The 24,392-nt window shown below is 40.6% G+C and carries 20 protein-coding genes, 13 tRNA genes and 2 rRNA genes (1 of these 35 cut by a window edge); 6 read left to right on the forward strand and 29 right to left on the reverse strand.

The window, feature by feature from the left end; genetic code table 11:
* Nucleotides 1-6: 6 nt before the first annotated feature.
* The 5 genes from AC3ANV_RS25055 to mmuM all read right to left on the reverse strand — a co-directional run bounded on the left by AC3ANV_RS25055 (nt 7) and on the right by mmuM (nt 4,962).
* Nucleotides 7-1,716 (reverse strand): GMC family oxidoreductase N-terminal domain-containing protein, encoded by a 1,710-nt coding sequence (locus AC3ANV_RS25055; RefSeq protein WP_488311307.1) that lies wholly within the window; start codon nt 1,714-1,716, stop codon nt 7-9.
* A 29-nt stretch (nt 1,717-1,745) separates the two neighbouring features.
* A complete protein-coding gene (locus AC3ANV_RS25060) occupies nt 1,746-2,348 on the reverse strand; it encodes a hypothetical protein (protein WP_488311308.1) in 603 nt (200 codons plus the stop codon).
* 319 nt (nt 2,349-2,667) lie between these two features.
* A complete protein-coding gene (locus AC3ANV_RS25065) occupies nt 2,668-2,973 on the reverse strand; it encodes an ArsR/SmtB family transcription factor (protein ID WP_488311309.1) in 306 nt (101 codons plus the stop codon).
* A gap of 43 nt (nt 2,974-3,016) precedes the next feature.
* Nucleotides 3,017-3,781, reverse strand: a complete 765-nt coding sequence (locus AC3ANV_RS25070) for an SDR family NAD(P)-dependent oxidoreductase (RefSeq protein WP_488311310.1) — start codon at nt 3,779-3,781, stop codon at nt 3,017-3,019.
* A 212-nt stretch (nt 3,782-3,993) separates the two neighbouring features.
* Nucleotides 3,994-4,962 carry a homocysteine S-methyltransferase gene (mmuM, locus tag AC3ANV_RS25075; RefSeq protein ID WP_488311311.1) on the reverse strand — a complete coding sequence of 323 codons (969 nt, stop codon included), beginning with the start codon at nt 4,960-4,962 and terminating at the stop codon, nt 3,994-3,996.
* 317 nt (nt 4,963-5,279) lie between these two features.
* Here mmuM and AC3ANV_RS25080 point away from each other — a divergent pair, with 317 nt between their 5' ends.
* Nucleotides 5,280-6,659 carry an amino acid permease gene (locus tag AC3ANV_RS25080; RefSeq protein WP_488314334.1) on the forward strand — a complete coding sequence of 460 codons (1,380 nt, stop codon included), beginning with the start codon at nt 5,280-5,282 and terminating at the stop codon, nt 6,657-6,659.
* A gap of 123 nt (nt 6,660-6,782) precedes the next feature.
* Here AC3ANV_RS25080 and AC3ANV_RS25085 read toward each other — a convergent pair whose 3' ends face one another.
* Together AC3ANV_RS25085 and AC3ANV_RS25090 are read right to left on the reverse strand one after the other, a co-directional pair.
* Nucleotides 6,783-8,084, reverse strand: coding sequence for a sensor histidine kinase (locus AC3ANV_RS25085; RefSeq protein ID WP_488311312.1), 1,302 nt, complete (start codon nt 8,082-8,084; stop codon nt 6,783-6,785).
* A complete protein-coding gene (locus AC3ANV_RS25090) occupies nt 8,081-8,773 on the reverse strand; it encodes a response regulator transcription factor (protein ID WP_488311313.1) in 693 nt (230 codons plus the stop codon). The genes AC3ANV_RS25085 and AC3ANV_RS25090 overlap by 4 nt, the downstream gene beginning before the upstream one ends.
* Nucleotides 8,774-8,996: 223 nt before the next feature.
* On the opposite strand from AC3ANV_RS25090, the gene AC3ANV_RS25095 reads away from it, so the two are divergent.
* From AC3ANV_RS25095 to AC3ANV_RS25105, 3 genes are all read left to right on the forward strand, one after another.
* Complete coding sequence (locus AC3ANV_RS25095) at nt 8,997-9,209, forward strand: SHOCT domain-containing protein (protein ID WP_488311314.1); 213 nt, start codon at nt 8,997-8,999, stop codon at nt 9,207-9,209.
* Nucleotides 9,210-9,275: 66 nt separating this feature from the next.
* On the forward strand, nt 9,276-9,644 hold the full coding sequence (locus tag AC3ANV_RS25100; RefSeq protein ID WP_488311315.1) for a DUF6220 domain-containing protein: 369 nt from the start codon (nt 9,276-9,278) through the stop codon (nt 9,642-9,644).
* Nucleotides 9,645-9,970: 326 nt separating this feature from the next.
* On the forward strand, nt 9,971-11,575 hold the full coding sequence (locus tag AC3ANV_RS25105) for an FMN-binding glutamate synthase family protein (protein ID WP_488311316.1): 1,605 nt from the start codon (nt 9,971-9,973) through the stop codon (nt 11,573-11,575).
* Nucleotides 11,576-11,868: 293 nt separating this feature from the next.
* Here the strand turns inward: AC3ANV_RS25105 and AC3ANV_RS25110 are convergent, their stop codons facing one another.
* On the reverse strand, nt 11,869-12,546 hold the full coding sequence (locus AC3ANV_RS25110; RefSeq protein WP_488311317.1) for a YdeI/OmpD-associated family protein: 678 nt from the start codon (nt 12,544-12,546) through the stop codon (nt 11,869-11,871).
* 48 nt (nt 12,547-12,594) lie between these two features.
* On the reverse strand, nt 12,595-12,966 hold the full coding sequence (locus AC3ANV_RS25115; RefSeq protein WP_488311318.1) for a winged helix-turn-helix transcriptional regulator: 372 nt from the start codon (nt 12,964-12,966) through the stop codon (nt 12,595-12,597).
* Between the two features lie 180 nt (nt 12,967-13,146).
* Here AC3ANV_RS25115 and AC3ANV_RS25120 point away from each other — a divergent pair, with 180 nt between their 5' ends.
* Nucleotides 13,147-14,361, forward strand: coding sequence for an MFS transporter (locus AC3ANV_RS25120; RefSeq protein ID WP_488311319.1), 1,215 nt, complete (start codon nt 13,147-13,149; stop codon nt 14,359-14,361).
* Nucleotides 14,362-14,381: 20 nt separating this feature from the next.
* Nucleotides 14,382-15,224: an aldo/keto reductase gene (locus AC3ANV_RS25125; protein WP_488311320.1), complete on the forward strand. Its 843-nt coding sequence runs from the start codon at nt 14,382-14,384 to the stop codon at nt 15,222-15,224.
* A 313-nt stretch (nt 15,225-15,537) separates the two neighbouring features.
* On the opposite strand, the gene AC3ANV_RS25130 is transcribed toward AC3ANV_RS25125, so the two are convergent.
* From AC3ANV_RS25130 to AC3ANV_RS25225, 20 genes are all read right to left on the reverse strand, one after another.
* Nucleotides 15,538-17,772, reverse strand: a complete 2,235-nt coding sequence (locus AC3ANV_RS25130) for an arylsulfatase (RefSeq protein WP_488311321.1) — start codon at nt 17,770-17,772, stop codon at nt 15,538-15,540.
* Between the two features lie 190 nt (nt 17,773-17,962).
* Nucleotides 17,963-18,511, reverse strand: a complete 549-nt coding sequence (locus tag AC3ANV_RS25135; protein ID WP_488311322.1) for a CcdC protein domain-containing protein — start codon at nt 18,509-18,511, stop codon at nt 17,963-17,965.
* A gap of 540 nt (nt 18,512-19,051) precedes the next feature.
* Nucleotides 19,052-19,300 carry a hypothetical protein gene (locus AC3ANV_RS25140; protein ID WP_488311323.1) on the reverse strand — a complete coding sequence of 83 codons (249 nt, stop codon included), beginning with the start codon at nt 19,298-19,300 and terminating at the stop codon, nt 19,052-19,054.
* Nucleotides 19,301-19,486: 186 nt separating this feature from the next.
* The gene (locus AC3ANV_RS25145) at nt 19,487-20,110 is read right to left on the reverse strand and encodes a histidine phosphatase family protein (RefSeq protein ID WP_488311324.1); all 624 of its coding nucleotides are present in this window, start codon (nt 20,108-20,110) and stop codon (nt 19,487-19,489) included.
* Nucleotides 20,111-20,206: 96 nt separating this feature from the next.
* Nucleotides 20,207-20,956, reverse strand: coding sequence for a class I SAM-dependent methyltransferase (locus AC3ANV_RS25150; RefSeq protein WP_488311325.1), 750 nt, complete (start codon nt 20,954-20,956; stop codon nt 20,207-20,209).
* 287 nt (nt 20,957-21,243) lie between these two features.
* Nucleotides 21,244-21,318 (reverse strand) — tRNA-Asn (locus tag AC3ANV_RS25155).
* Between the two features lie 8 nt (nt 21,319-21,326).
* A tRNA-Ile gene (locus AC3ANV_RS25160) sits at nt 21,327-21,403 on the reverse strand.
* 6 nt (nt 21,404-21,409) lie between these two features.
* Nucleotides 21,410-21,483: transfer RNA gene (locus AC3ANV_RS25165), tRNA-Gly, on the reverse strand.
* Nucleotides 21,484-21,503: 20 nt separating this feature from the next.
* A tRNA-Gln gene (locus AC3ANV_RS25170) sits at nt 21,504-21,578 on the reverse strand.
* A gap of 16 nt (nt 21,579-21,594) precedes the next feature.
* A tRNA-His gene (locus AC3ANV_RS25175) sits at nt 21,595-21,670 on the reverse strand.
* Nucleotides 21,671-21,754: 84 nt separating this feature from the next.
* Nucleotides 21,755-21,827, reverse strand: a tRNA-Phe gene (locus tag AC3ANV_RS25180).
* A 50-nt stretch (nt 21,828-21,877) separates the two neighbouring features.
* Nucleotides 21,878-21,954 (reverse strand) — tRNA-Asp (locus tag AC3ANV_RS25185).
* 3 nt (nt 21,955-21,957) lie between these two features.
* Nucleotides 21,958-22,031: transfer RNA gene (locus AC3ANV_RS25190), tRNA-Met, on the reverse strand.
* A gap of 32 nt (nt 22,032-22,063) precedes the next feature.
* Nucleotides 22,064-22,156: transfer RNA gene (locus tag AC3ANV_RS25195), tRNA-Ser, on the reverse strand.
* Between the two features lie 40 nt (nt 22,157-22,196).
* Nucleotides 22,197-22,272, reverse strand: a tRNA-Lys gene (locus AC3ANV_RS25200).
* Nucleotides 22,273-22,281: 9 nt separating this feature from the next.
* A tRNA-Thr gene (locus AC3ANV_RS25205) sits at nt 22,282-22,357 on the reverse strand.
* 5 nt (nt 22,358-22,362) lie between these two features.
* Nucleotides 22,363-22,438 (reverse strand) — tRNA-Val (locus tag AC3ANV_RS25210).
* A gap of 38 nt (nt 22,439-22,476) precedes the next feature.
* A tRNA-Glu gene (locus AC3ANV_RS25215) sits at nt 22,477-22,551 on the reverse strand.
* A gap of 43 nt (nt 22,552-22,594) precedes the next feature.
* Nucleotides 22,595-22,710 (reverse strand): 5S ribosomal RNA (gene rrf / locus AC3ANV_RS25220).
* Between the two features lie 90 nt (nt 22,711-22,800).
* Nucleotides 22,801-24,392: ribosomal RNA gene (locus AC3ANV_RS25225) — 23S ribosomal RNA — on the reverse strand (it continues 1,344 nt past the right edge of the window).

A 24,392-nucleotide genomic window follows, 5' to 3' on the forward strand; every position in this document is an offset into this window, starting at 1 on the left:
CGTTCACTAACTAAAATATTTTTGAACCAATTTTTCTGCTGTTCGTGTTGCTAACGCCTGAGTGGTAAGGGTGGGATTGGGACCGCCAAGGGAATTATAATGAACACTGTTGTCGGCAATATAAAGACGTTTAACTTGATATGCTTCACACGTACTATCCGTTACGAATCCCATCCGCATTGTACTTTCAATATGAATTAATATTCCGGGCGATACATAGGAGCGGATGATTTTTTTCGCACCTGCTTTTAATAACATATCTTCCGCTATTTTAGCTAATTGATTCCGTCTTTCTATGGTGCGGTTGGTCGGAAAATAACGAACCATAGGGACGGGGCCATGCTCGTCTTGGATGGATGGATCAAGTGTAACCCCGTTTCGCCAATCTACTTCATCATCCGTAATAATCAACATGCCCATCATTCTCCTGTAATCAGCCATTAATTCCTTTAGTTTGCTTACAGAGGTATTTCCGTTTATATTCCACAGATCTTCTTGCTCGGGTATGAACAGATTACTGAAACCCGATTGGCTGCTGCTGAAATTTAATAAAGCAATTAATCCCGGGTTCAAACCGGCTACTTGAATATGTCCGATCCCGGGATAATCTAATCTAGCTCCGGAAGTCTGGCCAACAAAAGGGCTGGCATACGGACTTCCTAATATCGAGATCAATTCTTTTTCCTCAAAAATTCCCTCCACCCTGTCAAAAAAATGATTGGTTAACCCCTTTCCTACCCATTGGTTTGGGGGTAATCCGGAATTAAGCCATAAGCGCGGTGTTTCAATACAACCTGCAGCCATCACCACTACATCTGCATACAATTCACCTGTTTCCCCTGTCCATGTGTCCCGAAACTGCACTCCTATCACGCGCAGTCCTTCTTTCGGATCCTTTACCGTTAAAATTTTTGTTGTAAATGTATTCGGTCTAATCGTTACATTCCCCGTCTTTAGTGCAAGCGGAACATAGCTTACATTAGCAGACCGTTTGGCGATTTTATCCATCGAGGGACCATGCGGACATCCATTAATACAATGGCCTGCAAGGGTACAGCCTTCCATATTTGAGAGCTGTTCCAAAGAATACTGAGGATTCATAAGGTTAGGATTGGGCGGCAGAATCGCATTAGGCTGCGGCCGGTATCCGGGATTTGTGACGTCAAGTGTCGGGTTTAGTGCCCATCCCGCCTTCCTTGCCCCGTAATAAAACAGCTCTTCTTTTGACGTAATTGGAGCAAAATGGACCGGTAGTGTAGCCTCTACTTTTTCATAATAGGGAATAAGCTCCCGGTAAGTAATCGGCCATTTATGATCGATTGCCGAAGGGAACGCTCTCGGGCAATTTGCCTCATAATGCAGAGTCCCTCCTCCAACGCCGGAGGATTGTAAAGCAATTCCACCTTGCGGTATGCTTCTAAACCATGGAGGACGTCCGCGATCTGCAGGCCCCCAACGAAATCTCCCGGTTACCGGATTATTCATGTTGCCTTCAAGCTTGTTCAACAAGTTTTTATAGAGAATAACATCCAAGTCTTTTGAATAGGAACTGCTTGTTCCACCGCGCTCCTGATTTGGGTTCGGCCATTGTTTATTTCCATACCATGGACCGGCTTCAAGCACCAATACCTTCAGACCTGTTTCCCCAAGCTCTTTGGCTATGACAGCTCCTCCTCCGCCAGCTCCGATAACAATAACTTCTGTGTCAGCTCTCAAGCGTAACCCTCCCGATTTTGAGAAAATGATTACAGATAACCACGGAAGTCGCGATAACCGTAAGCCGGTCCCGGATACCCAACCTGTAACCAAGCATGAGGGAAATTCTCCAACCTTCTATATTCAGGTACAAACAGTCGTGTTGATCCGTAGCCGGGCCATTCGGAATAGAACCCGAACATGGTCATGCCAGGCAGAGCGGCAACCACTTGTTTGATCAGTCCCGGGTTATTTTGATAGGGAGGAGGCAATTTTCCCAGATCCAGATTTATTTGATCTATAATCTCTATCGTTCGAATGCGATCTTCAGGAAAAAGAATGGTAAACGAACCGCCGCCGGGGAAGCTTGAAAATTTAGTAAATCCCTTCACCTTTCCCCTTGCAATCAAATGGTCTGCCGCCGCATCGAGCAGATATGCGGTAACATGGGACAAAGGCAGATGTGCCAAATTCATACCCATTTGCACTGCCATAAAATGATCTAATTCCCAAATGATATACAGATAGACTTGAAGATTTATGGCACCTGCTGCTTGTTCAAGTCCTTTTTTCATAGCAAAAACCGGGGTAGATGGAATGAACGCGTCAACAAGTGCCAGGAAGGTTGCCTTCGTATGTGGATGATATGACATAGTGTACGCATCCTCTCCGCTGCATAGAATTCACCTCATAGATGTTATGAATATCTTCAAATTTTTATGTTATTCACTGCCCTGTATCAGGCAAAATAAATATCTTAATTGGATTCTTGCAGCGGAATGTTTTGTACGATGTATTATTAAGTTTTTTAAAAATAAGTAGCATTTCTAATAGATTGTTGCTTTTTTTGATTCGCTGATAAATCATTGGAATTGGCCGATAAATGCTGAGTATTCACTGATAAATGAGCTGAATTCGCTGATAAATCGTAAGAATGTTTAAGAAAACAGCCAAAAATAAAGAGAGAGTTATCTAAATGATACACTCTCTCTCAACGATCTCTATTAGCTGCTTCAATTGCTTTACACTTTGGTCCAATGATAGCGAATAATAGCGTTGTGTCCCTTTTTGTTTGATTTCTACCAGATGATTATCGCGCATGATTTTTAAATGATGGGAAATTGCCGGACGTGATAGCTTCGACTGCTCAGCAATTTCATTAACACTTAACGTCTCGTGTTCTGCAAGCAAAAGGATAATATCCTGTCTTGCCGGATCACTTAAGGCGTTAAACAATGGTATACATTCCCTGAATAAATCAATGGCTTGTTGTGACATAAATAAAATATCTCCCTTGCTTGATTTAAATGCCGGGCAGAAATTATTTTTCCCCCGCGATATACTTGGCGATTTTAGCCACTATACTCCTTGGCATAAATTTAGCCCCGAGTGCACCCGCCTTATTAAAACCTCCGGTAACAATCACTCGTTTTCCACTCATCAATGCCTCATAACCCTTTTTTGCCACTATATCTGAGGCCATAGCCCTGCTGAACATTTTCGTGCCTTCAACATTGGCAACGGAACCGAAGTTGGTTTTCGTTGGACCGGGGCAAAGGGTAGTAACCGTGACGGCACTGCCCGCCAGTTCTTCAACAAGAGCTTCGGAAAACGAAAGCACAAATGCCTTGGTTGCATAATACACAGCCATTAGCGGACCCGGCTGAAAGGCTGCCGTACTTGCTACATTTAAAATCCTGCCGCTGTTTCTTTGTTTCATTTTTTGCAGACAGTAATAGGTCAATTCTGTCAGTGCCGCTATGTTTAATTGAATCATATTTAATTGTCTTTGAATATCCAGTTCATCAAACCTGCCCATTAACCCGAATCCTGCATTATTTACAAGAACATCAATAGCAAATCCTTGTTTTTCTACTTCTTCAAATACTTCTACTGGAGCACCCTGGACGCTCAAATCCTTAGCGATAACGGCAACTTCAATATTATTATAAGATTGTTTGATTTCTTCCAGTTTTTTTCTGTCCCGAGCAACAAGAACCAGATTGTAGCCGTCCTCGGCAAACAGTTTCACAAACTCATATCCTAAACCGCTTGTCGCACCTGTAATTAATGCCGTTTTTTTCATATTATATGTTCCTCCGGTTTTCCATTAGTTTAAATGTTTAAGTATTTAAACATATGGTAATTATAAATTTACCTTCTGTCAACTCGCAGTTTAATGAAATGAATAATCTCCTTATGGTTAATTTATACAGGTAGAACCTTCACCTATAAGATAAATATAAAGAGGCGCCTTCCTACTTCGGAAGGCGCTCCCTGTATGTTTTTAAGACAATCCTATAATTCCAGGGTGGTGCTTCTACGTGCCCATTCTTTAATCTGATTAATATCCTCCGGGGATGTTCGGCAACAACCGCCTATCAATCTTGCACCTTTTGTAAACCATTTTCTTGAAAGAAAATTGAAATTTTCATTTTGATGTGCATGAGTCCACGTTTTATTAATAGGATCATAGGTTTCTCCTGAATTAGGATAAATAATAATTGGTTTGGATGTTATTTCATTTAATTTTTCTAAAACCGGGGAGATATTTGATAACGATGTGCAGTTTACTCCAATTGCACATATATTTGGATATTGATTAAAGTATGAAACAGCCTCTTCTAATGGTGTCCCATCACAAAGAGTCAGCTCGTCGGAAATACTAAACGATAACCAAGCATAGTCTTCGGGAAAACGGGACGTAAGTAACTCAGCAAGTGCTTTACTTTCCTCAAAATGCGGTATGGTTTCAAAGGCAAATAAATCAACCTTAGCCTCTTTCAACAATTTCATTCGAGATAAATGGAAGCTTTTAAATTCCTCATTGGTTAATGTGTAATTGCCTGTATACTCAGAACCATTGGCAAGGTATGCACCATAGGGTCCAACACTTCCTGCTACTAAGGGATACGGCCTTGTCACTCTCTTTTCTTTTGCTAATCCCTCCCAGAACTCATCCCGAGCTTCCCTTGCTAACGTTGCTGCTTTTGTAATAAGGGATTCTGCTTCCTTTTCTGACAGTCCATTTTTGATAAAGCCTCCAATATTGGCCTGATAAGTGTTTGTCGTAGCAATGTCTGCTCCTGCATTAAAATAGTCAATGTGAACTTGTTTGATAATAGCTGAGTTATCTATGATAGCCTTGGCAGACCATAAATCATTTTTTATATCTACACTTTTTTTCTCTATTTCTGTTGCCATCGCACCATCAAGGACCACAACTTGAAATTGGTCAATCATTTGTTGAATTTGATTTTCGCTCATCTGATTTCCTCTTTCTTTTTTAATTTCTGTCTAAAATTTTTAAACTCTAAATCTACTTAATTAAGATAAAAGCATAGATTCATTGGATTCAGCATTTTTTAAAATTTATCACTATTGTTACAATTTTTCAATTTCCTTTTTATTTAATCACGCTAGTTTTTTATTTATCTTTCACTAGGATGAAATTTTAGCTTTACAAAATATCTCTATTTAACTATAGTACTTTTATATATTCAATTCTGAAAAATCTTAAAATAAACACTTTAAAAGGAGGCAATTCATTGTTAGATACAACTGAGAGCCCATTAAAACGGACGATGAAAAGCAGGCATTTATTTATGATTTCACTTGGGGGAGTAATCGGAACCGGGCTTTTTTTAAGCTCGGGCTATACTGTCAATCAAGCCGGGCCAATTGGTACAGTTCTCGCTTATCTTATCGGGGCTGTCATTGTGTACTTAGTTATGCTCTGCTTAGGGGAATTAGCTGTCGAAATGCCCGTAACAGGGTCATTTCATTCCTATGCTACTAAGTTTATCGGCCCCGGGACCGGCTTTACTATGGCATGGCTTTATTGGCTAACATGGACAGTCGCGCTTGGCTCCGAATTTACGGCTGCCGGCTTAATCATGAAAAACTGGTTTCCTTCAACATCTGTATGGATGTGGAGTGCGTTCTTCATTGTCCTTATTTTTATCCTTAATGCCTTATCTGTCCGCTTTTTTGCAGAATCAGAATTCCTGTTTTCAAGTATTAAAGTAATTACTATTATTCTTTTCATTATTATTGGAGGATTAGCTGCACTTGGTATTATCCCAATTTCAGGTTATACAAAAGCACCGCTGTTTACTAATTTTGTAAAAGACGGGCTTTTCCCAAACGGCTTTGGGGCTGTATTTATAACTATGCTAGCCGTCAACTTTGCCTTTTCAGGTACAGAATTAATCGGTGTCGCTTCAGGTGAAACAGCAGACCCGGAAAAAGCTATCCCTAAAGCGATACATACAACACTAATAAGGCTGATTATTTTTTTCATAGGAAGTATTACGGTTATATCAGCCCTAATCCCTTGGAAGGAAGCGGGAGTCAACCAAAGTCCCTTTGTATTAATTTTTAATAATATTGGTATCCCGTATGCCGGAACCATCATGAATTTCGTTATTTTAACAGCTATTCTATCCTGTGCCAATTCCGGTTTATACGCCTCCACACGGATGCTTTGGTCATTATCAAATGAAAAAATGATTGCAAAAACCTTTGGGAAAGTAAATAAAAACGGTGTCCCCATCCCTGCTCTGATTTTAAGCACACTGGGCGGAATTTTATCATTAATTTCCAGTGTTATTCCTGCTCAAACGGTTTATATTATCTTAGTTTCTATATCAGGACTAGCTGTTGTGATTGTTTGGATGGGAATTGCCGCTTCACAATTAATGTTCCGTCGTTCTTATTTGAAAGAAGGGAATGACATTAAAAACTTAAAATTTAAAACGCCATTCTATCCGATTGTACCTATTGCTGCATTCATTTTGTGCTTCTTATCTTGTGTTTTTGTTGTGTTTGATCCATCTCAAAGAGCAGCATTGTTTTATACCATTCCTTTTATAGTCTTTTGTTACGTTTTTTACTATGTTAAAGAAGGAATTATCAGGAGAAAATTAAGTAGTAAAGAAGATATTCACAATGTTCTTTCTTAACTATACGATCTTTTGTTTAGCATCAAATAAAGAAACTCAGGACAACACGTCCTGAGTTTCTTTATGCAATGGAATATTTACTAATATAAGTAAAAGTGAGTGATCTAAAGATTACACTCACTTTCAATCCGCTATCCATCCTGTAAGTACCGCACCTCCATTTGGAGCATTCGCTGCCGCAAGTTCCCCGCCGTGGGCTTTGAAGATGCGTCTGGCGATGGTTAGGCCCAGTCCCGCTCCGCCTGTTGCCCGATTCCTTGACACTTCCCCACGGTATAACGGCTCAAACAAATGCTTCATGTCTTCATTTGTGAAACCGGGACCTGTATCATTGACCGAAACAATTGTTTTTCCAGGTTCTTTATACCATTGAACAATAATCTTGCCTCCATTTGGTGTATGTCTCAATGCATTATCTAACAAATTGTTCATTGCACGTTCCAATAAATGTGAATCTCCGATAAACTCACATCTATAAAGTGGTGATTCTTTCACAATAGCAACGCTTTTATCCTGCGCCAGCGGCCTCAGGCTATCAATAGATCTTTCCAATATTGTATCAATGTTTATCTTTTCGCAGTGAAGTGTCTGTTCCATATATTCAAGTTTCGTAAAGGCAAAAAGATCTGATACGAGTCGATCAAGCTGATCAGACTTTTCTTTACAAACCCTCACATATTTTGCAATTCTTTCCGGTGAAGCAGCGATGCCTTGTTCCAAGCCATCCAGGTATCCTCTAAGAGCAAACAACGGTGTCCGCAAGTCGTGGGCAATCGCGCCGATGAAGAATCGTCGTTCTTCCTCTAACTCGGCTTGTTTTTGAAAGGATTCACGTAGGCCTGCCACCATAACCTCAAAACCGGTCCGTACCTGAGCAATTTCCGTGACACGGGAAACCGGCAAATTTAAATCCAGATCTCCTTCGGCAATCCTTCTTGCCGTTCCGCTCATTGCTTCGAGAGGCTTTACGATAGCTCTTTGCATTTGAAATCCAACAAAGAATATAGCAAGAATCAGAGCTGTCACCGCTGAAAGTCTTGCAAAAATATCATTTTTCCCCTTAGAAAATACTTTTACCGTTCCCAAGACCCGGCCGTCCTCAATAACCGTGAATTGTTGGTTTTGCAACCAGGGATTTTCGTGCCCATAACCGAACTTAAAAATCCGCTGATTAGATGGTGAAAGGATTACAGCATTAATGTTCGCCTGCAAAAGCTGACCCTGTAATTTTTTTTGCCAAGCAGGATTCGACCACTCTACTGAATTCACGGCAATCGTTTTTATGATTTCATTCAATTTTTGACTTTGTTGTTGGGAGCCACCCTGAAACGTATTAAAGTGAATAACGAAATAAATAAACCATGGAATAACCACAACTGATATCATGCCAATGACCATGAACTTGCGTATTCGAAGCGTCTTCATGTCGGTATCCCCTCAAAGCGGTACCCGACTCCCCACACGTTTACAATATATTGCGGATTATTAGGGTCGACCTCGATCTTCTCTCGAATGCGGGAGATATGAACTCTGACCGTATGTTTGTCACCTACGCCGCTCCAAAAGGTCTCCAGTAAATGTTCGTAGGTAAATACCTGACGGGGATGCTCAGCGAACAAATGCAGCAACTCATATTCCCTTGGTGTAAAGGAAATTTCCTGTCCGTCGACCCGTACTTCCCTTGCCGTCCAATCCAACACCAGTCGTCCATAATTCAGGGTCATCACGCGTGAACCCTGCTGAGTGCTGTACCTGCGTAAAACTGCCCTGACTCTTGCCACAACTTCGGCCGGAGAAGCCGTTTTAACGATATAATCATCGGCCCCTAACCCCAACCCTCGTATCTTGTTCACGTCATCATCACGAGCGCTGAGAAACAAGATGGGTACATCACTATTGGTTCTGATCTGCCGACACAGATCGAATCCCGTTTGCCCCGGCATCATGATATCAAGAATAATGCAATCAACTTGATTTTGTTGCATCAAAGTTAACGCTTGACTTGTATTATACGCTGATTCCACATGAAACCCATCGTTCTCCAAAAAATCGCGCATCAAGTCAACAATGCTTTTGTCATCGTCCACCACTAAAACTGTTTGTAATTGCTTCACGGAAGGCCTCCATTTCTTTTGTCTTCGCAGTAAATTAAATTTAGTTTACCACACTATAAAATTAACAAGGTTTCCACAATTGTCTTGTTGCTAATCTGTGATTGGTTGTTGATGGTTTCGTGACATTTTACTCCTTAGTTTGAGATATTTAGCGGTTACAATGATGGTGTGCTGCTAAATTAACGGCATTTAGTAAAAAAATCTTAATAAGGAGGACACAAAAATGTGGGCACATCATGGACACCCGTGGTTCGGATTTTTGTTTATTATTCTAGTTATCGGATTTATTATTTTTCGGGTAGTGACTTTTCGTAAATATGGAGGCTCCCAATACGGATCGTTTGATGAAGCGGAAGCCATTCTCAGAAAACGTTTGGCGAGCGGAGAGATTAACGAGGAGGAATATCAGAAATTAAAGGATGCTTTAAAAAAATAATAATCTAGCGGCGGACAAATGGATTTATCTGTTTGTCCGCCGCTAAAATTATAAGGAGTCAGTTGAATGAAAAGGAAATTATCCAACGTACATTACTTTCTTAGCTATGTGATTCTAATTTGCTTAGTTGTCGAATTCTTTTTTGCGGGAATGGGGGTGTTTCATGCAACAAGTTTTAAGATTCATCAGCTAACGGGCGTGCTGCTTTTGGCTTGCTCTTTACTCCTGCTAATTATAGCTTTGATCGGAAAAACAGGAGGTAAAATCATTGGATTCTCAACACTATTGTTTGTCCTATTGTTTATCCAGCCCCTGCTCTTACAGATCACCCAGCCGTTCGTGCAAGCACTGCATTTAGTTAATGGGTTAGGCATCGTGGCAACCTGTGTGTTTTTAGTTCGTTTCGGTTCCATAAAGGTTAAGGAACGAACGTGAACGATAAAGTCATAAATAAAGACCACCAACAGGGGATTTCTCGAGGGTGGTCTTTTATTTTTATCAGTAGAGTCGTGGTCTAATTAGTTTATTGACAGGCATTTTTTCAATATCTGAAGCAATAGAAGTAACAATATGCAGAGAATCCCATTCTCCCTCAGAAAAAAGCTACAATAGGATACTTTTTCGGAAAAAGCTTGTTATCGATTTCTGCAAGCGATAGTCCTACCTTATTTAACTTATTCAATTTTTAAATCCTGTATAAATTAGCTTCAGTCCGATTATATTAATCTGTAGGAATTTTTCACCATCAAAGGGGGAAAAACATGAATCTTGTTGCAAACACCTTAATTATTATCGGATTTATTTTAGTCGCCATTATTGCCATCGTACTTATGATTTTTGTTTTATATTTATTAGTGTTTGACAGAAATCAAAAAATGCACTCAATTTTAAGGAATTATCCTGCACTCGGCAGGTTTCGTTATTTTTTTGAAAAAATGGGGCCCGAGCTTCGTCAATATTGGTTCAACAGTGATACAGAAGGAAGGCCTTTTTCAAGAGATGATTATGAACATATCGTCCGAAGTGCGAAATATAAGCGTGATGTTGTCGGTTTCGGTTCCAAACGTAATTTTGAAGAAGAAGGATTCTATGTCCGAAACGATATGTTTCCAAAATTAACAGAAGAAATAAAGATGGACCCGGAAACAATCGCTTTAACAAAAAGATATTTATTAATAAAAGATCCACTTTTCACCCAAAGAGAAGAAAAATGGGAAGAAGATGAGTCATCAGCCCATTTACTGCATGAAGATGATGCTATTATCATTGGCCCAAATACTAAGCATCCTTTCGTGTTAAAAGGTCTCATTGGTATGTCTGCCATGAGTTATGGTGCGCTTGGGAAAAATGCGATTACCGCCCTATCAAAAGGATTGGCCATCGCCCAAGGGACGTGGATGAATACGGGTGAAGGCGGATTATCTCCCTATCATTTAGAGGGAGGGGTCGATATCATTATGCAGATTGGGCCCGCCTTATTTGGGATCCGCGATAAAAATGGCGAGGTCGACTGGGACGAGTTAAAGCGAAAAAGTGAAATTCCACAGATCAAAGCATTTGAACTCAAACTGGCCCAAGGAGCAAAAACGCGTGGCGGCCATATTGACGCAGAAAAGGTAAATCCTGAAATTGCTGAAATTCGTAAAGTTGAACCGTACAAATCAGTGGACAGTCCGAACCGTTTCCATCAGTTCAGCGATGTGCCATCGATGTGTGAATTTATTGAAAAAATCCGCCGGCATACGGGCAAACCGGTTGGCATGAAGATTGTTATTGGCGGTAATGACAGCGCTGAGGAATTAGCAAAATATATGAAGGAAACGGGTAAAGGACCAGACTTTATTACGGTTGACGGCGGTGAAGGAGGAACAGGTGCCTCCTATCAAGAATTAATTGATAGTGTTGGATTGCCGATTAAATCAGCACTTCCTATCCTTGTATCTACTCTAAAAAAATATGGGGTTCGTGATCGTGTGAAAATCATTGCTTCAGGGAAGCTATTTACTCCTGACCGCATCGCGATTGCCTTAGCAATGGGAGCCGATCTAATCAATATCGCACGTGGATTTATGATATCAGTTGGTTGTATTCAAACATTAAAATGCCATTCCAATGCCTGTCCTGTTGGTGTTGCTACTACGGATCCGGAGCTGCAAAAGGCTCTTGTGATCGACGAAAAAAAATATCGCGTCGCCAATTATCTAATTACATTGAGAAAGGGATTATTCCGAATTTCTGCAGCAGCAGGATTAGACTCTCCCGTTCATTTCTCGCCTAAACATATTATGTATAAGGATGATAAGGGCGTTGTCTATTCATTAGAAAGCATTCTAAATAAAATTGAACAGCAAATTGAAGTAAGCTAGATTATAAACGGATTCATTATAGAATCTCCTATGTGTTAACATTTGTTTTGTGAATCATAAACAGGTCTTCTTGTGAACACACTTACAAATAATGGATGTTGCGATGTATATCTGCCAAATTCAACAGAAACAGGATGAATATCCGGAAATAAGCGCTAAACAAATAATTCACTAAAATAACGCCCTGGTAGTTTATTGCAAACTATTGGGGCGTTTTGATTTCTATATAAGGAATTATTTTCTCGTGTTCTTGCAGCTGTTCATTTGAATAGATCATCCCTGATATTTTATTTTTATTTCTTTTTCCTTCTAAACAATTCAATTGTTTTATAGCCATCTCCTAATATGGCTTCCATTTCCAACAACCGTTTTTCTTGTGTTTCTTTTCTTTTAGCACTGTAAACATAGCGCGCCCAGTCTTTTTGGTAACCTGGGGTTAATTGATTGTAGAAACTGAGTAATTCCTCATTTTTGTTCAAATATTGTTTGATATCCTCAACATTTTCAATGTAGTCATCCACACATTGACTATTTTTTGCGCTAGTCGTGGTTTTTGCTTTCTTTGGTGCTGACTTAAGCCCGACCACCGTAAAAACATCATTTAAGCTAACCATTCTGGCAAATTTAATGCCGCTTTCAAAAACATAGCCTTCCTCATCAATAGGTAGTTCCTTAAATAAACTATCACGTTCTATGTATTCTTTATATTTTGGATTATTCTTTTTCGGATACGCAAAGTATAGATATCCGTTATCCTTGACTAATTGTTTATCGATCACGAACTGTAATTGCTTAGCGAATTCTTCTAAACTAAAAACGAAAATAAAGATAAGATCATATTTATCCTTTTTTATAGAAGAGTCATATTCTATCTGATTAAAGTCAGCAATATCCTCAGGGGTATTGAGAATCAGCTTTGTTGGATATTTATTGAGATTTAATTTTTCAACAACACTTTTTGTCGAATTCATCTTAAAAACTCCTTCGTTTTTTATTTTTAGATTACATCCTAGCCCGGATTACTTCAAATTATCATTTAATACGTTTTCTTCTAAGACAGAAAATTTATCACCATATACTCTTGTAATATGTTTTTCTCCCCAGGCACAAAGAGAATCTAAAATTCCCTGCAAGCTCCATCCATATTCACTGAGCTCATATTCCACTTTTGGCGGAATTTGATTATAGACAATTCTATTAATGACTCCATCTTCTTCTAATTCCCTTAGTTGTTGGGTTAACATCTTCTGTGTTATATCCGGCATAAGTCGTTTTAGTTCACTTGTGCGCTTCTTGCCGTGTGTTAAATGGCATAAAATAACGCATTTCCACTTTCCCCCGATAACCTCCAATGTCGCTTCTACTGATATATTGTATTTCTTTTTCTTCATATCTTAACCTCCAAATTGATAGGTACAAAAAAGTACCTATCATACTTATAAGTATCTATAGCACTTTAAAGTGCGTACTTTAATTTAATCCCCATATATCTCATAATAACATTTGCCGGTTGAATTTATACGTATTTATTTTTCTTTATATAACATTACATTTAAGAGGAGGAAGGAAAAATGACTATAGATAAAAAACGAAGTACATTCGCACTGCTGGCACTGGCCATAAGTGCATTTGCAATCGGAACGACAGAATTTATTAGTGTAGGGCTATTACCTCTAATAGCAAAGGATTTACAAATATCGGTTACGACAGCCGGATTAACCGTATCCTTATATGCTTTAGGAGTCGCATTTGGAGCGCCTATCCTTACATCAATCACTTCCGGAATGAACCGCAAAACTTTATTACTTTGGATTATGATTGTATTTATTATTGGGAATAGTCTTGCTGCCTGCGCTGCAAGCATTGGCCTCTTACTTGCAGCACGGGTGATTTCTGCTTTTTCACATGGTGTATTTATGTCAATCGGCTCTACAATCGCTGCCGACTTAGTTCCGGAAAATCGCAGAGCCAGTGCAATATCCATTATGTTTTCAGGTCTTACGGTTGCCACGGTTACAGGTGTACCATTTGGTACCTTCATTGGACAACTATTCGGCTGGAGAATAGCTTTTGTCCTCATCATTGCCGTTGGCGTTATTGCTTTAATTGCGAATAGTATCCTTGTCCCGGCTGATTTACAAAAAGTAACCCGGACAACGTTACGCGATCAATTCAAATTAGTCACAAATGGCCGCTTATTACTTTTATTTAGCATTACAGCATTGGGATATGGAGGAACATTCGTTGTCTTTACTTATCTATCTCCAATCCTGCAGGATATAACCGGCTTTAAAGAGAGGACAGTTGCAGTCATCTTGCTCGTATACGGTATAGCCATTGCGATTGGTAACATGGCAGGAGGAAAGCTTTCGAATCACAATCCGGTCAGGGCATTATTTTATATGTTTATTGTCCAAGCAGTTGTCCTTTTTACGTTGATGTTTACGGCGCCATTTAAACTGGCAGGATTGATGACCATTTTCCTAATGGGGCTGCTGGCTTTTATGAATGTACCAGGATTACAATTATATGTGGTCATATTGGCGGAGCGGTTTGTACCGGCTGCCGTAAATGTGGCTTCAGCTATTAATATTGCTGCATTTAACGCAGGAATTGCCATAGGATCCTACCTAGGTGGTATGATTACAGATTCAATCGGACTGATTCACACTACTTGGATAGGGGCTCTAATGGTTTTAGGAGCTGTCATTCTTACAGGCTGGAGTCGGCTCCTTGAAGGTAAGGACCAACAAAAGGTTAGGATTTTATCACCTAAATGTTCTTAAACAAATGGAGGAGATTATTCATGATAAAAAACTTACAATCTACAACTGAATTACGTAATGGGGTAAAAATGCCTTGGGTTGGTATCGGAGTTTTTAAAGTAGCGGAAGGCCCTGAACTGGTGAATGCTGTTAAATTCGCGATAAAAAACGGGTATCGAAGTATTGATACAGCCGCAATCTATGCAAATGAAGAAGGAGTCGGCCAAGCGATCCATGATGGGATTAAAGAAGCGGGTATCACTAGAGAGGATTTATTTGTGACATCGAAGGTTTGGAATGCTGACTTAGGTTACGAATCGACGTTAACAGCATATGAAACTAGTTTAACAAAACTCGGTCTTGATTATTTAGATCTATACCTTATTCATTGGCCTGTAGGAGGTAAATACAAAGAGGCATGGCGGGCATTAGAAACTCTTTATAAAGAAGGAAGAGTAAAAGCTATTGGAGTTAGTAACTTCCAAGTTCACCACCTAAAAGATTTAATAACGGATGCTGAAATAAAACCTATGATAAATCAGGTAGAATATCATCCGCGTTTAACTCAGAAAGAAGTTCAAAGCTTTTGCAAAGAGCATGGAATTCAGTTAGAAGCCTGGTCACCTTTAATGCAGGGCCAATTATTAGATAACCAGGTCCTCCAAGAAATAGCCACTAAGTATAACAAAACAATTGCTCAAGTTATTTTACGATGGGATTTACAAAATGGTGTTGTAACCATTCCGAAATCAACGAAAGAACATCGGATTATTGAGAATTCAACCATATTTGATTTCGTGTTAAAGAAAGAAGATATGGAACAAATTAATGGGCTGAATCAAAATCATCGAGTCGGGCCGGACCCGGACAATTTTGATTTTTAATAAAGGCTATTTTCACATAGATTGTTGTTTTTCGTATAAGTTTATCAACCCGTATAATTAGAAGCTTCGTGGCATCCTTTCGTAAAAACATTTGCGAAAATTGCCTAGAAACTTAGTAAATGAACTTTAATAAGCTTCAAAAGCAACAAAGTTTACGAAAAGAGCCTTACTAAAAGACATAATCAGGCGCTTTCCTCTAATCGGAAAGCGCCTGAAAAGCGTTTTAACTAATAAGGATAAGGCTATCGACGATTTTAAAAAAATTGGTAATTAAATATCTCTGTTCTTCAGATCTTCCAATCTACGCAATCATTTAAAGATAATTAACCGTTCCATTAATATTAATATAAATTAAATCTCTATTTTTCTTTTTTAAATACTTGCTATATCGTTGATTATCATAAATTTCAATGACCGCTCTTTCCATTTGTCCAGTAAACGGAAATTCCGGCACCGGGTAGTTAGAGCTCACGGATGTTAATCGATCCCTTCCTATATCCAATCCCTCAACAGAAATAACAAATGGCAATGTACGAGGCATATAAACGGTGCCAACCTGTTGACCATTGATATATAGCTTGCCTGTTCCTTTAATCAACAGTTCTCTATTAAATTCAAATCGGATCGTTGAATACCCAATGGGTACTTCAACAGAAGATTGAATTTTATAGACAGTGCCAACATAATTATATTCATAGAATAAGTAGTTATCTTTTATATATAATGTATACCCACTTGAATGACTGCCATGAGCAATTAATACACCTTCTGCTGTACGCTTCAAACGAAAGATTGGAACGGTGATCGAGTAAGAAGAAAGTGTCACCTTTGGGGCAGCACTTGTTGGCAAATGAGCCATGCCGGGGTAGAAGATGAACTTAGTTCTCCCCTCCTGCAAACCTTGGTACCCTTTTCTAAATGGACTGTCATTTAAGGGAAGGACATCGTACCTCTTAGCTTCCTTCCACCATACTGCTTGAAGCTCTTTTAATTTTTCCGGATATTTTTCTGCCAGATTATAGTTTTGTGAAAAATCTTCATTTACATTATATAACTCCCAATGATCTTCATAAAAAGGTTTACCTGTTTCATGATAGGTAACGGCAACCCACCCGTCTTGCCATATAGCCCGGTGTCCGAGCATTTCAAAATACTGTGTTTTTCTTTTTGATGGGGCATGCGGTTCTGTAAATGTATCCATCATACTAACACCATGAAGCGGCATCTGTGGAACACCATCATATACCTGAGGAGGATCAATGTTTAGAAGGTCCAGTATAGTAGGAGTAATATCGATAGCATGATAGAATTGGGAGCGAATGGATCCTCGGTCCGGAATACTATGAGGGCATTGAATGATAAGGGGGACATGCGTCCCTCCGAAAAACGTATTTTGCTTATAATATTTAAAAGGGGTATTACAAACCTGCGCCCATCCTTTAGGATAATTTGAACTTGTAAAAGGTCCTCCTATTTCCTCTACATGTTCAAACATGGCATCAACGCTTTCCTCGATACCGTTTAAGTAGGCAGTATCCTTAATAGAACCATTCCAGCCTCCTTCCTGACTGCCTCCATTATCAGAAAGTAAAACAATAATCGTATTATCCAGCTGGTTTTTCGACTTTAGGAAATGCAGCAGTCTGCCTATTTGCTGATCCGTGTGAGTGAGAAAGCCTGCATACGTCTGTTGGAATTTAATAAACAACAGTTTTTCTTTCGTTGTCAATTCTTCCCATGGTTTAATCCCCGGATTCCGTTCAACCAGTTCTGTGTAAGGCGGAATGACTCCTATTTTCTTTTGTCGCTCGAATCTCTCCTCCCTTATCTGATCCCAACCTTTATCGTAGACTCCATTATATTTTTCAATAAATTCCCTTGGTACCTGATGAGGCTCATGCTGTGCCCCGAAGGCTAAGTATAGGAAGAATGGCCGTTCCGGAGTGACCGATATATGATCCGTCAAAAATTCCAGTGATTTATCAACCAGGTCCTCTGATAAATGATAATTAGATTTTTCAGGCTTCTGTACACGATGATTATCGTATACTAAATCCGGCGCATACTGATCCGTCATCCCTAATAAAAAGCCATAGTATCGCCCAAAGCCTTTTGAAAGCGGCCAGTTTTCAAAAGGCCCGCTTGATGCTGCTTCATGCCCGGGAACCAAATGCCATTTTCCAACCATATAGGTAGCCATCCCATTCAACTTTAAGATTTCAGCCAACGTCGCAGCTGTATCAGAAATTCTCCCCCGTTTATTAGGGTATTGAGGTCCCCAATCAATCTCAGTAACTACTCCCACCCCCACCGAATGGCAGTTACGACCTGTAAGAAGACAGGCACGTGTAGGGGAACACAAAGGAGTTACATTAAAATTATTGTACCGCAGGCCGTTTTCAGCTAATGAATCAATATTCGGCGTTTCAATCTCCGATCCATAGCAGCCTAGTGCCGAGTAACCCACATCATCCAGAACGATATATATTACATTCAGACCGGATATTTTGTTTGAACATTCATTTTCCTCCTTAATTCCCAATCCCATCTGTCCCTTCTTATTGAAAAATAATATAAGGTTCATAGACAATAGATTATATATACTAAGTAATTTATTATGGGGACTATTTTATTATGAAAAATCCCTTAACAAATAAGCTTGTTTTTAGCGATTAATCGATATTTTCATTAGTGCCTGCGATTTACTGTTTTGCATCAAAAGAGAACTTGTTAACCTATTAGTCAGAAAATTCCCCCCCTGATTCAGATAGGTGCTTCTGCTTGCGTAATAAGAGGATGAAGTAGATGACATAGTAAGCAAACATAATAAGCATCAGTCCGGCTGTCCAGGAATTACCCACAGCGTAACCTATATTTTGCCATCCGTTTGTTTGGCTTCCTTGTAATGCACCTAATGATCCTTGTGTGTATATTCCGTAAATGCGATAACCAAGGCGGCCAAGGAAAATAATTGTAACGATGCTGCCAATCCAGGTGTTCGGGCGGTAGTACAAGCCTCCCTCCCGTTTTTCGAAACGCGTCATACCTGCACTGTAATAAGCAAGAATGATACCAATAAGAATGCCCACTACATCTGAGATTAAGCTTATTGGGTGGAAAATTCCCTCTCCCAAGAAAATCAGCCCAATAATAAATAAAAGGACAGTCCTAAACCATATTTTTCCTTGACTTAACTGTTGCCATCCTATGTTTCGGCGTACACGCCTATAAATACTAAATAGAATAAGTGCAGCAATAATGAAAACCGAGTAAGATGTTTGATGCATGATTGTTCCTCCCTTTTTGAATTAAAAATAAAAATGTCATTAAATTTCTCCCTAAAGCATTAACCTAACAATTATTATCATACCTCCTCCCATTCTATGAATCGACTATCCCATGATAGAATTTAAAAACAAAAACCTCTATCTCCAGATAGAGGTTTATCCTCCTTTTTATTAACTTTGTTTATAATCGGCTCTTAAAAAGAGGATTGTTTTATAGTTCATCCACCTCTTTACTTGTTTAAATAATTGAAATCATTCCCTGGCGAGAGGAGGACAAAAATAAAGCCCCAAAGAGATGGCCGTCTCTTTAAGGCAGTTCTATACACCAAACTATGATTATGTAAGATATCTGAGGAAGACGGTTAAGGGAGATTTACGACGTTATAAAGATATACCTTCAATGTGATGAGGGCTGCCCGAAAGATCTGTGTTAACCATCCTTCGGCTTTCTTTTGAAAATAAATGTTTTAACGAATATTCTAACCGGAATGTTGGAAGTGTGAATTCATACCAATTTATTAGACTGTTATGGATTGAAAATTATATTCTTTCATAAAATAAGTTGGACTTGTTAGATGAATTCTCAAAGAATGGTTGGAAGAGAGATGGCGATTTACTTATTATTTCTTGAGGGTGTTCCGGATCTTCAATCACTATTAATGGTACTTCTTGTCCGTTGATATTTTTTAATGATTTACCTAAAACTCGAACAATATAACTTGGTTCATATTTATGGGTCTTCTCCAATCTTAGTAACATCCCTATTTCGATTTCATTAAAAGTCATCATTTGTTGATTCCCCCTTCGTATCCATTATATTACTCGCTGAAATTTTTAGCATTCAATTATATCAGGTAATAAATGTAATAATACCAAAAGATACCATTTTGTCTTTCTATTTGATCCTCGAATAAAAATATTAAAAAAAAAATTATTTTTATATTATTTTTGTATCGATTATCACCTATGAACCCGCTAGTTGACATTCGGTACAAAAATCTTTTCATACCGGTAATCACCATCGGTTTCATAAATATTGATGACAGATGCATTTTCTACAGGTTTAAAATTGGTCAAATCCTCAATTGGCCAGTTCATTAGAAAGGTCAGAAGCATTTGAATAAATGCAGCGTGAGTAACGATCACAACATTTTCATACCGCTGCTGCTGCTTTACTCGATCTAATACGGTATTCATGAACATAGTCGCACGTAAGTACACATCTGCCAGCGATTCTCCATTTTGATAGCGAAAGTAAAATTGGCCCGCTGCTTTAAATTCCTTTTTTGCCTCCGGGGTACGATTGTTGAAATCATAAAGATTTCCCAGTTCCCACTCTCTTATAAGCGGGTTTTCATAAAATGGAACTTGCTCCGGAAGAAAAGAATGAATCGCCTTCGCCGTTTGAATCGTTCGCAAATACGGCGAAGCGTATAAAACAGTCTTTTCGTTTAGTTTCGTTTTAAGAAATTCAGCCGTTTTTTGTGCCTGGTTCTGACCGAGTTCTGTCAAGCTATGTTTAGAATCATGGGTATGTGCCATCACTGATCGGTCAATATTATGCTCAGATTCCCCGTGCCGGATAACGTAAATATTCAAATCTCTCCACTCCTTGATTAAGTCAATATTCTTTTATCTAGTAAACCTACACCCATTTGAATTTTAATGCTTTCTTTAAATTAGCAGGCTGCCAACTTAGTTCCGAAACAAATACACCCCAAAACCCAGCGTGTCCCTGCCCCATTTCAAATAGGTTTGTCGCCATGTCCGGATTCGCTGCAGCATCGCTTCACAATCCGGGTCTTCGGGATTTTCTTGACAATAATTTTCAATAGATAAGGAATAAAGCCACTCATATTCATCCCAATCATCCTCATTTGCCACATAGGACCAAAGAGGGATTAATCCTAATTCCTCACCGGCTCTTACCGTCTCCGCATGACTTTTACATTCAGACTCGTCCGCTCCACCAAGAGCCTGCAAATATTCAGCACTTGGTGGCTTCTTCCAGTAGCCTTCTCCTATAATAATAAACCCATTTTTCTTTACGAGACGCTTCAGCGTCTGAAGAGTAGTCTCCAGCCCGCCCAAAGCGTGGGTCGACCCGATACAAATTCCGAAATCATATCCTTCTTGTTTACAGTTCTCGACTGCCAGCTTGGCATCTTCCACAATAAACTCAATACTGTCCTCGGGAATTCTGTTACTTGCTCGTTTTTTTGCTTCCTCGATAGAACCGTCATACACTTCTATCGCAGTTGCTGAAATATTATAATTTTCCACAAGACGAATCAGCAGTTCACATTTTCCTGCTCCAATATCAATTGCTTTATCCTTTGGCTTTGGTGATACTATTCCGATCATTTTCATGATCTTTTCTTCACTTATTGGATTACTAAATGTATGATTGCGATGGGCAATCGCAGAAAATCTGTTTCTCTCCAAATTTATTTCTCCTTTTCTCTTGAATAAAATTCCAGTTATTTTCTTTAAGTTTAAATTTTAATTACTTATACGGCAACCTTGGAAAAAATATTTACTAAAGATAAATAATTTAATCATACTTTTTCAACAAAACTATCACCGCTACGCAGAAATCAAAAAAGACACCATGTAATTTTTAACATGGTGTCTTTTAGTATTGTTTTATATGTAAAAATTCTAAATTGTCTTCAAGATGATTATAAGCTCGTAATACCATTCCATATAATTTAGATGTTCTTTATATAAAATGGCTCCGCAGGTAGGACTCGAACCTACGACCGATCGGTTAACAGCCGATAGCTCTACCACTGAGCTACTGCGGAACAAATTATGGTGGGCCTAAATGGACTCGAACCATCGACCTCACGCTTATCAGGCGTGCGCTCTAACCAGCTGAGCTATAGGCCCATTATTTGGAGCGGGTGATGGGAATCGAACCCACTACATCAGCTTGGAAGGCTGAGGTTTTACCAGTAAACTACACCCGCAAATCTAAAAATGAGAATGATGGCTGGGCTAGCTGGATTTGAACCAACGCATGTCGCAGTCAAAGTGCGATGCCTTACCGCTTGGCTATAGCCCATTAATATAATAATTATTGGGGCGGCTGATGGGAATTGAACCCACGAATGTCGGAACCACAATCCGATGCGTTAACCACTTCGCCACAACCGCCATAATCGACAGTGGTAGTAGGAAACGAATTCCTCTAAAAGGTTTCGAAACCTTGTCTGCCTTTAACAAACACTTTAATCATGATGGCTCAGGACGGAATCGAACCGCCGACACAAGGATTTTCAGTCCTTTGCTCTACCGACTGAGCTACTGAGCCATATAGTACAGTATATATATCAATAGCAGTTGCCTACTAGAAAAAAAAACTGGCGGTCCGGACGGGACTCGAACCCGCGACCTCCTGCGTGACAGGCAGGCATTCTAACCAACTGAACTACCGGACCAAATTGCGGGGACAGGATTTGAACCTGCGACCTTCGGGTTATGAGCCCGACGAGCTACCGGACTGCTCCACCCCGCGACGATAATATTATTAAATTTAAATTTAATTAATGGAGGAGGAAGAGGGATTCGAACCCCCGCGCGGTTTAACCCGCCTGTCGGTTTTCAAGACCGATCCCTTCAGCCGGACTTGGGTATTCCTCCATATAAATCAACCATGTAGGACATAAACCTACATAGAAAATGGTGAGCCATGAAGGACTCGAACCTTCGACCCTCTGATTAAAAGTCAGATGCTCTACCAACTGAGCTAATGGCTCTAAAACTACTGGTGCCGGCTAGAGGACTTGAACCCCCAACCTACTGATTACAAGTCAGTTGCTCTACCAATTGAGCTAAACCGGCAAGAATGGTGGAGGATGACGGGATCGAACCGCCGACCCTCTGCTTGTAAGGCAGATGCTCTCCCAGCTGAGCTAATCCTCCATAATAATGAAAGTTATTTTCGCTAGCGCGAAAAAACTTGGTGACCCGTACGGGATTCGAACCCGTGTTACCGCCGTGAAAGGGCGGTGTCTTAACCGCTTGACCAACGGGCCAACTCTAAAAAACAAACATAAGTATAGCCCCCATTGGGGCATCGCCTGGCAACGTCCTACTCTCACAGGGACAAAGTCCCAACTACCATCGGCGCTGAGAAGCTTAACTTCCGTGTTCGGTATGGGAACGGGTGTGACCTTCTCGCCATTGCTGCCAGACTATTTTCTTTGAGGTTTCATTCCCTCAAAACTGGATAATGCAGAAGAAGTTTGGTAAAAACGAGTTCACCTTGTTCATATAAATATGACTTGGTTAAGTCCTCGAACGATTAGTATCAGTCAGCTCCACACGTCACCGCGCTTCCACCTCTGACCTATCAACCTGATCATCTTTCAGGGTTCTTACTAGCTTGACGCTATGGGAAATCTCATCTTGAGGGGGGCTTCATGCTTAGATGCTTTCAGCACTTATCCCGTCCGCACATAGCTACCCAGCGATGCCTTTGGCAAGACAACTGGTACACCAGCGGTGCGTCCATCCCGGTCCTCTCGTACTAAGGACAGCTCCTCTCAAATTTCCTGCGCCCACGACGGATAGGGACCGAACTGTCTCACGACGTTCTGAACCCAGCTCGCGTACCGCTTTAATGGGCGAACAGCCCAACCCTTGGGACCGACTACAGCCCCAGGATGCGATGAGCCGACATCGAGGTGCCAAACCTCCCCGTCGATGTGGACTCTTGGGGGAGATAAGCCTGTTATCCCCGGGGTAGCTTTTATCCGTTGAGCGATGGCCCTTCCATGCGGAACCACCGGATCACTAAGCCCGACTTTCGTCCCTGCTCGACTTGTAGGTCTCGCAGTCAAGCTCCCTTGTGCCTTTACACTCTACGAATGATTTCCAACCATTCTGAGGGAACCTTTGGGCGCCTCCGTTACTCTTTAGGAGGCGACCGCCCCAGTCAAACTGCCCACCTGACACTGTCTCCCACCCCGATGAGGGGTGCGGGTTAGAATTTCAATACAGCCAGGGTAGTATCCCACCGACGCCTCCACCGAAGCTAGCGCTCCGGCTTCTACGGCTCCTACCTATCCTGTACAAGCTGTACCAAAATTCAATATCAGGCTACAGTAAAGCTCCACGGGGTCTTTCCGTCCTGTCGCGGGTAACCTGCATCTTCACAGGTACTATAATTTCACCGAGTCTCTCGTTGAGACAGTGCCCAGATCGTTACGCCTTTCGTGCGGGTCGGAACTTACCCGACAAGGAATTTCGCTACCTTAGGACCGTTATAGTTACGGCCGCCGTTTACTGGGGCTTCGATTCAGAGCTTCGCTTGCGCTAACCCCTCCTCTTAACCTTCCAGCACCGGGCAGGCGTCAGCCCCTATACTTCGCCTTGCGGCTTCGCAGAGACCTGTGTTTTTGCTAAACAGTCGCCTGGGCCTATTCACTGCGGCTCTTCGAGGCTATTCACCCCAAAGAGCACCCCTTCTCCCGAAGTTACGGGGTCATTTTGCCGAGTTCCTTAACGAGAGTTCTCTCGCTCACCTTAGGATTCTCTCCTCGCCTACCTGTGTCGGTTTGCGGTACGGGCACCTTTTATCTCGCTAGAGGCTTTTCTTGGCAGTGTGGAATCAGGAACTTCGGTACTAAATTTCCCTCGCTGTCACAGCTCAGCCTTCACGCAAGCGGGATTTGCCTCACTTGCAGCCTAACTGCTTAGACGCGCATATCCAACAGCGCGCTTACCCTATCCTCCTGCGTCCCCCCGTTGCTCAAACGATAAAGAGGTGGTACAGGAATATCAACCTGTTGTCCATCGCCTACGCCTTTCGGCCTCGGCTTAGGTCCCGACTAACCCTGAGCGGACGAGCCTTCCTCAGGAAACCTTAGGCATT

Source organism: Neobacillus sp. DFD-2R (assembly GCF_057747865.1).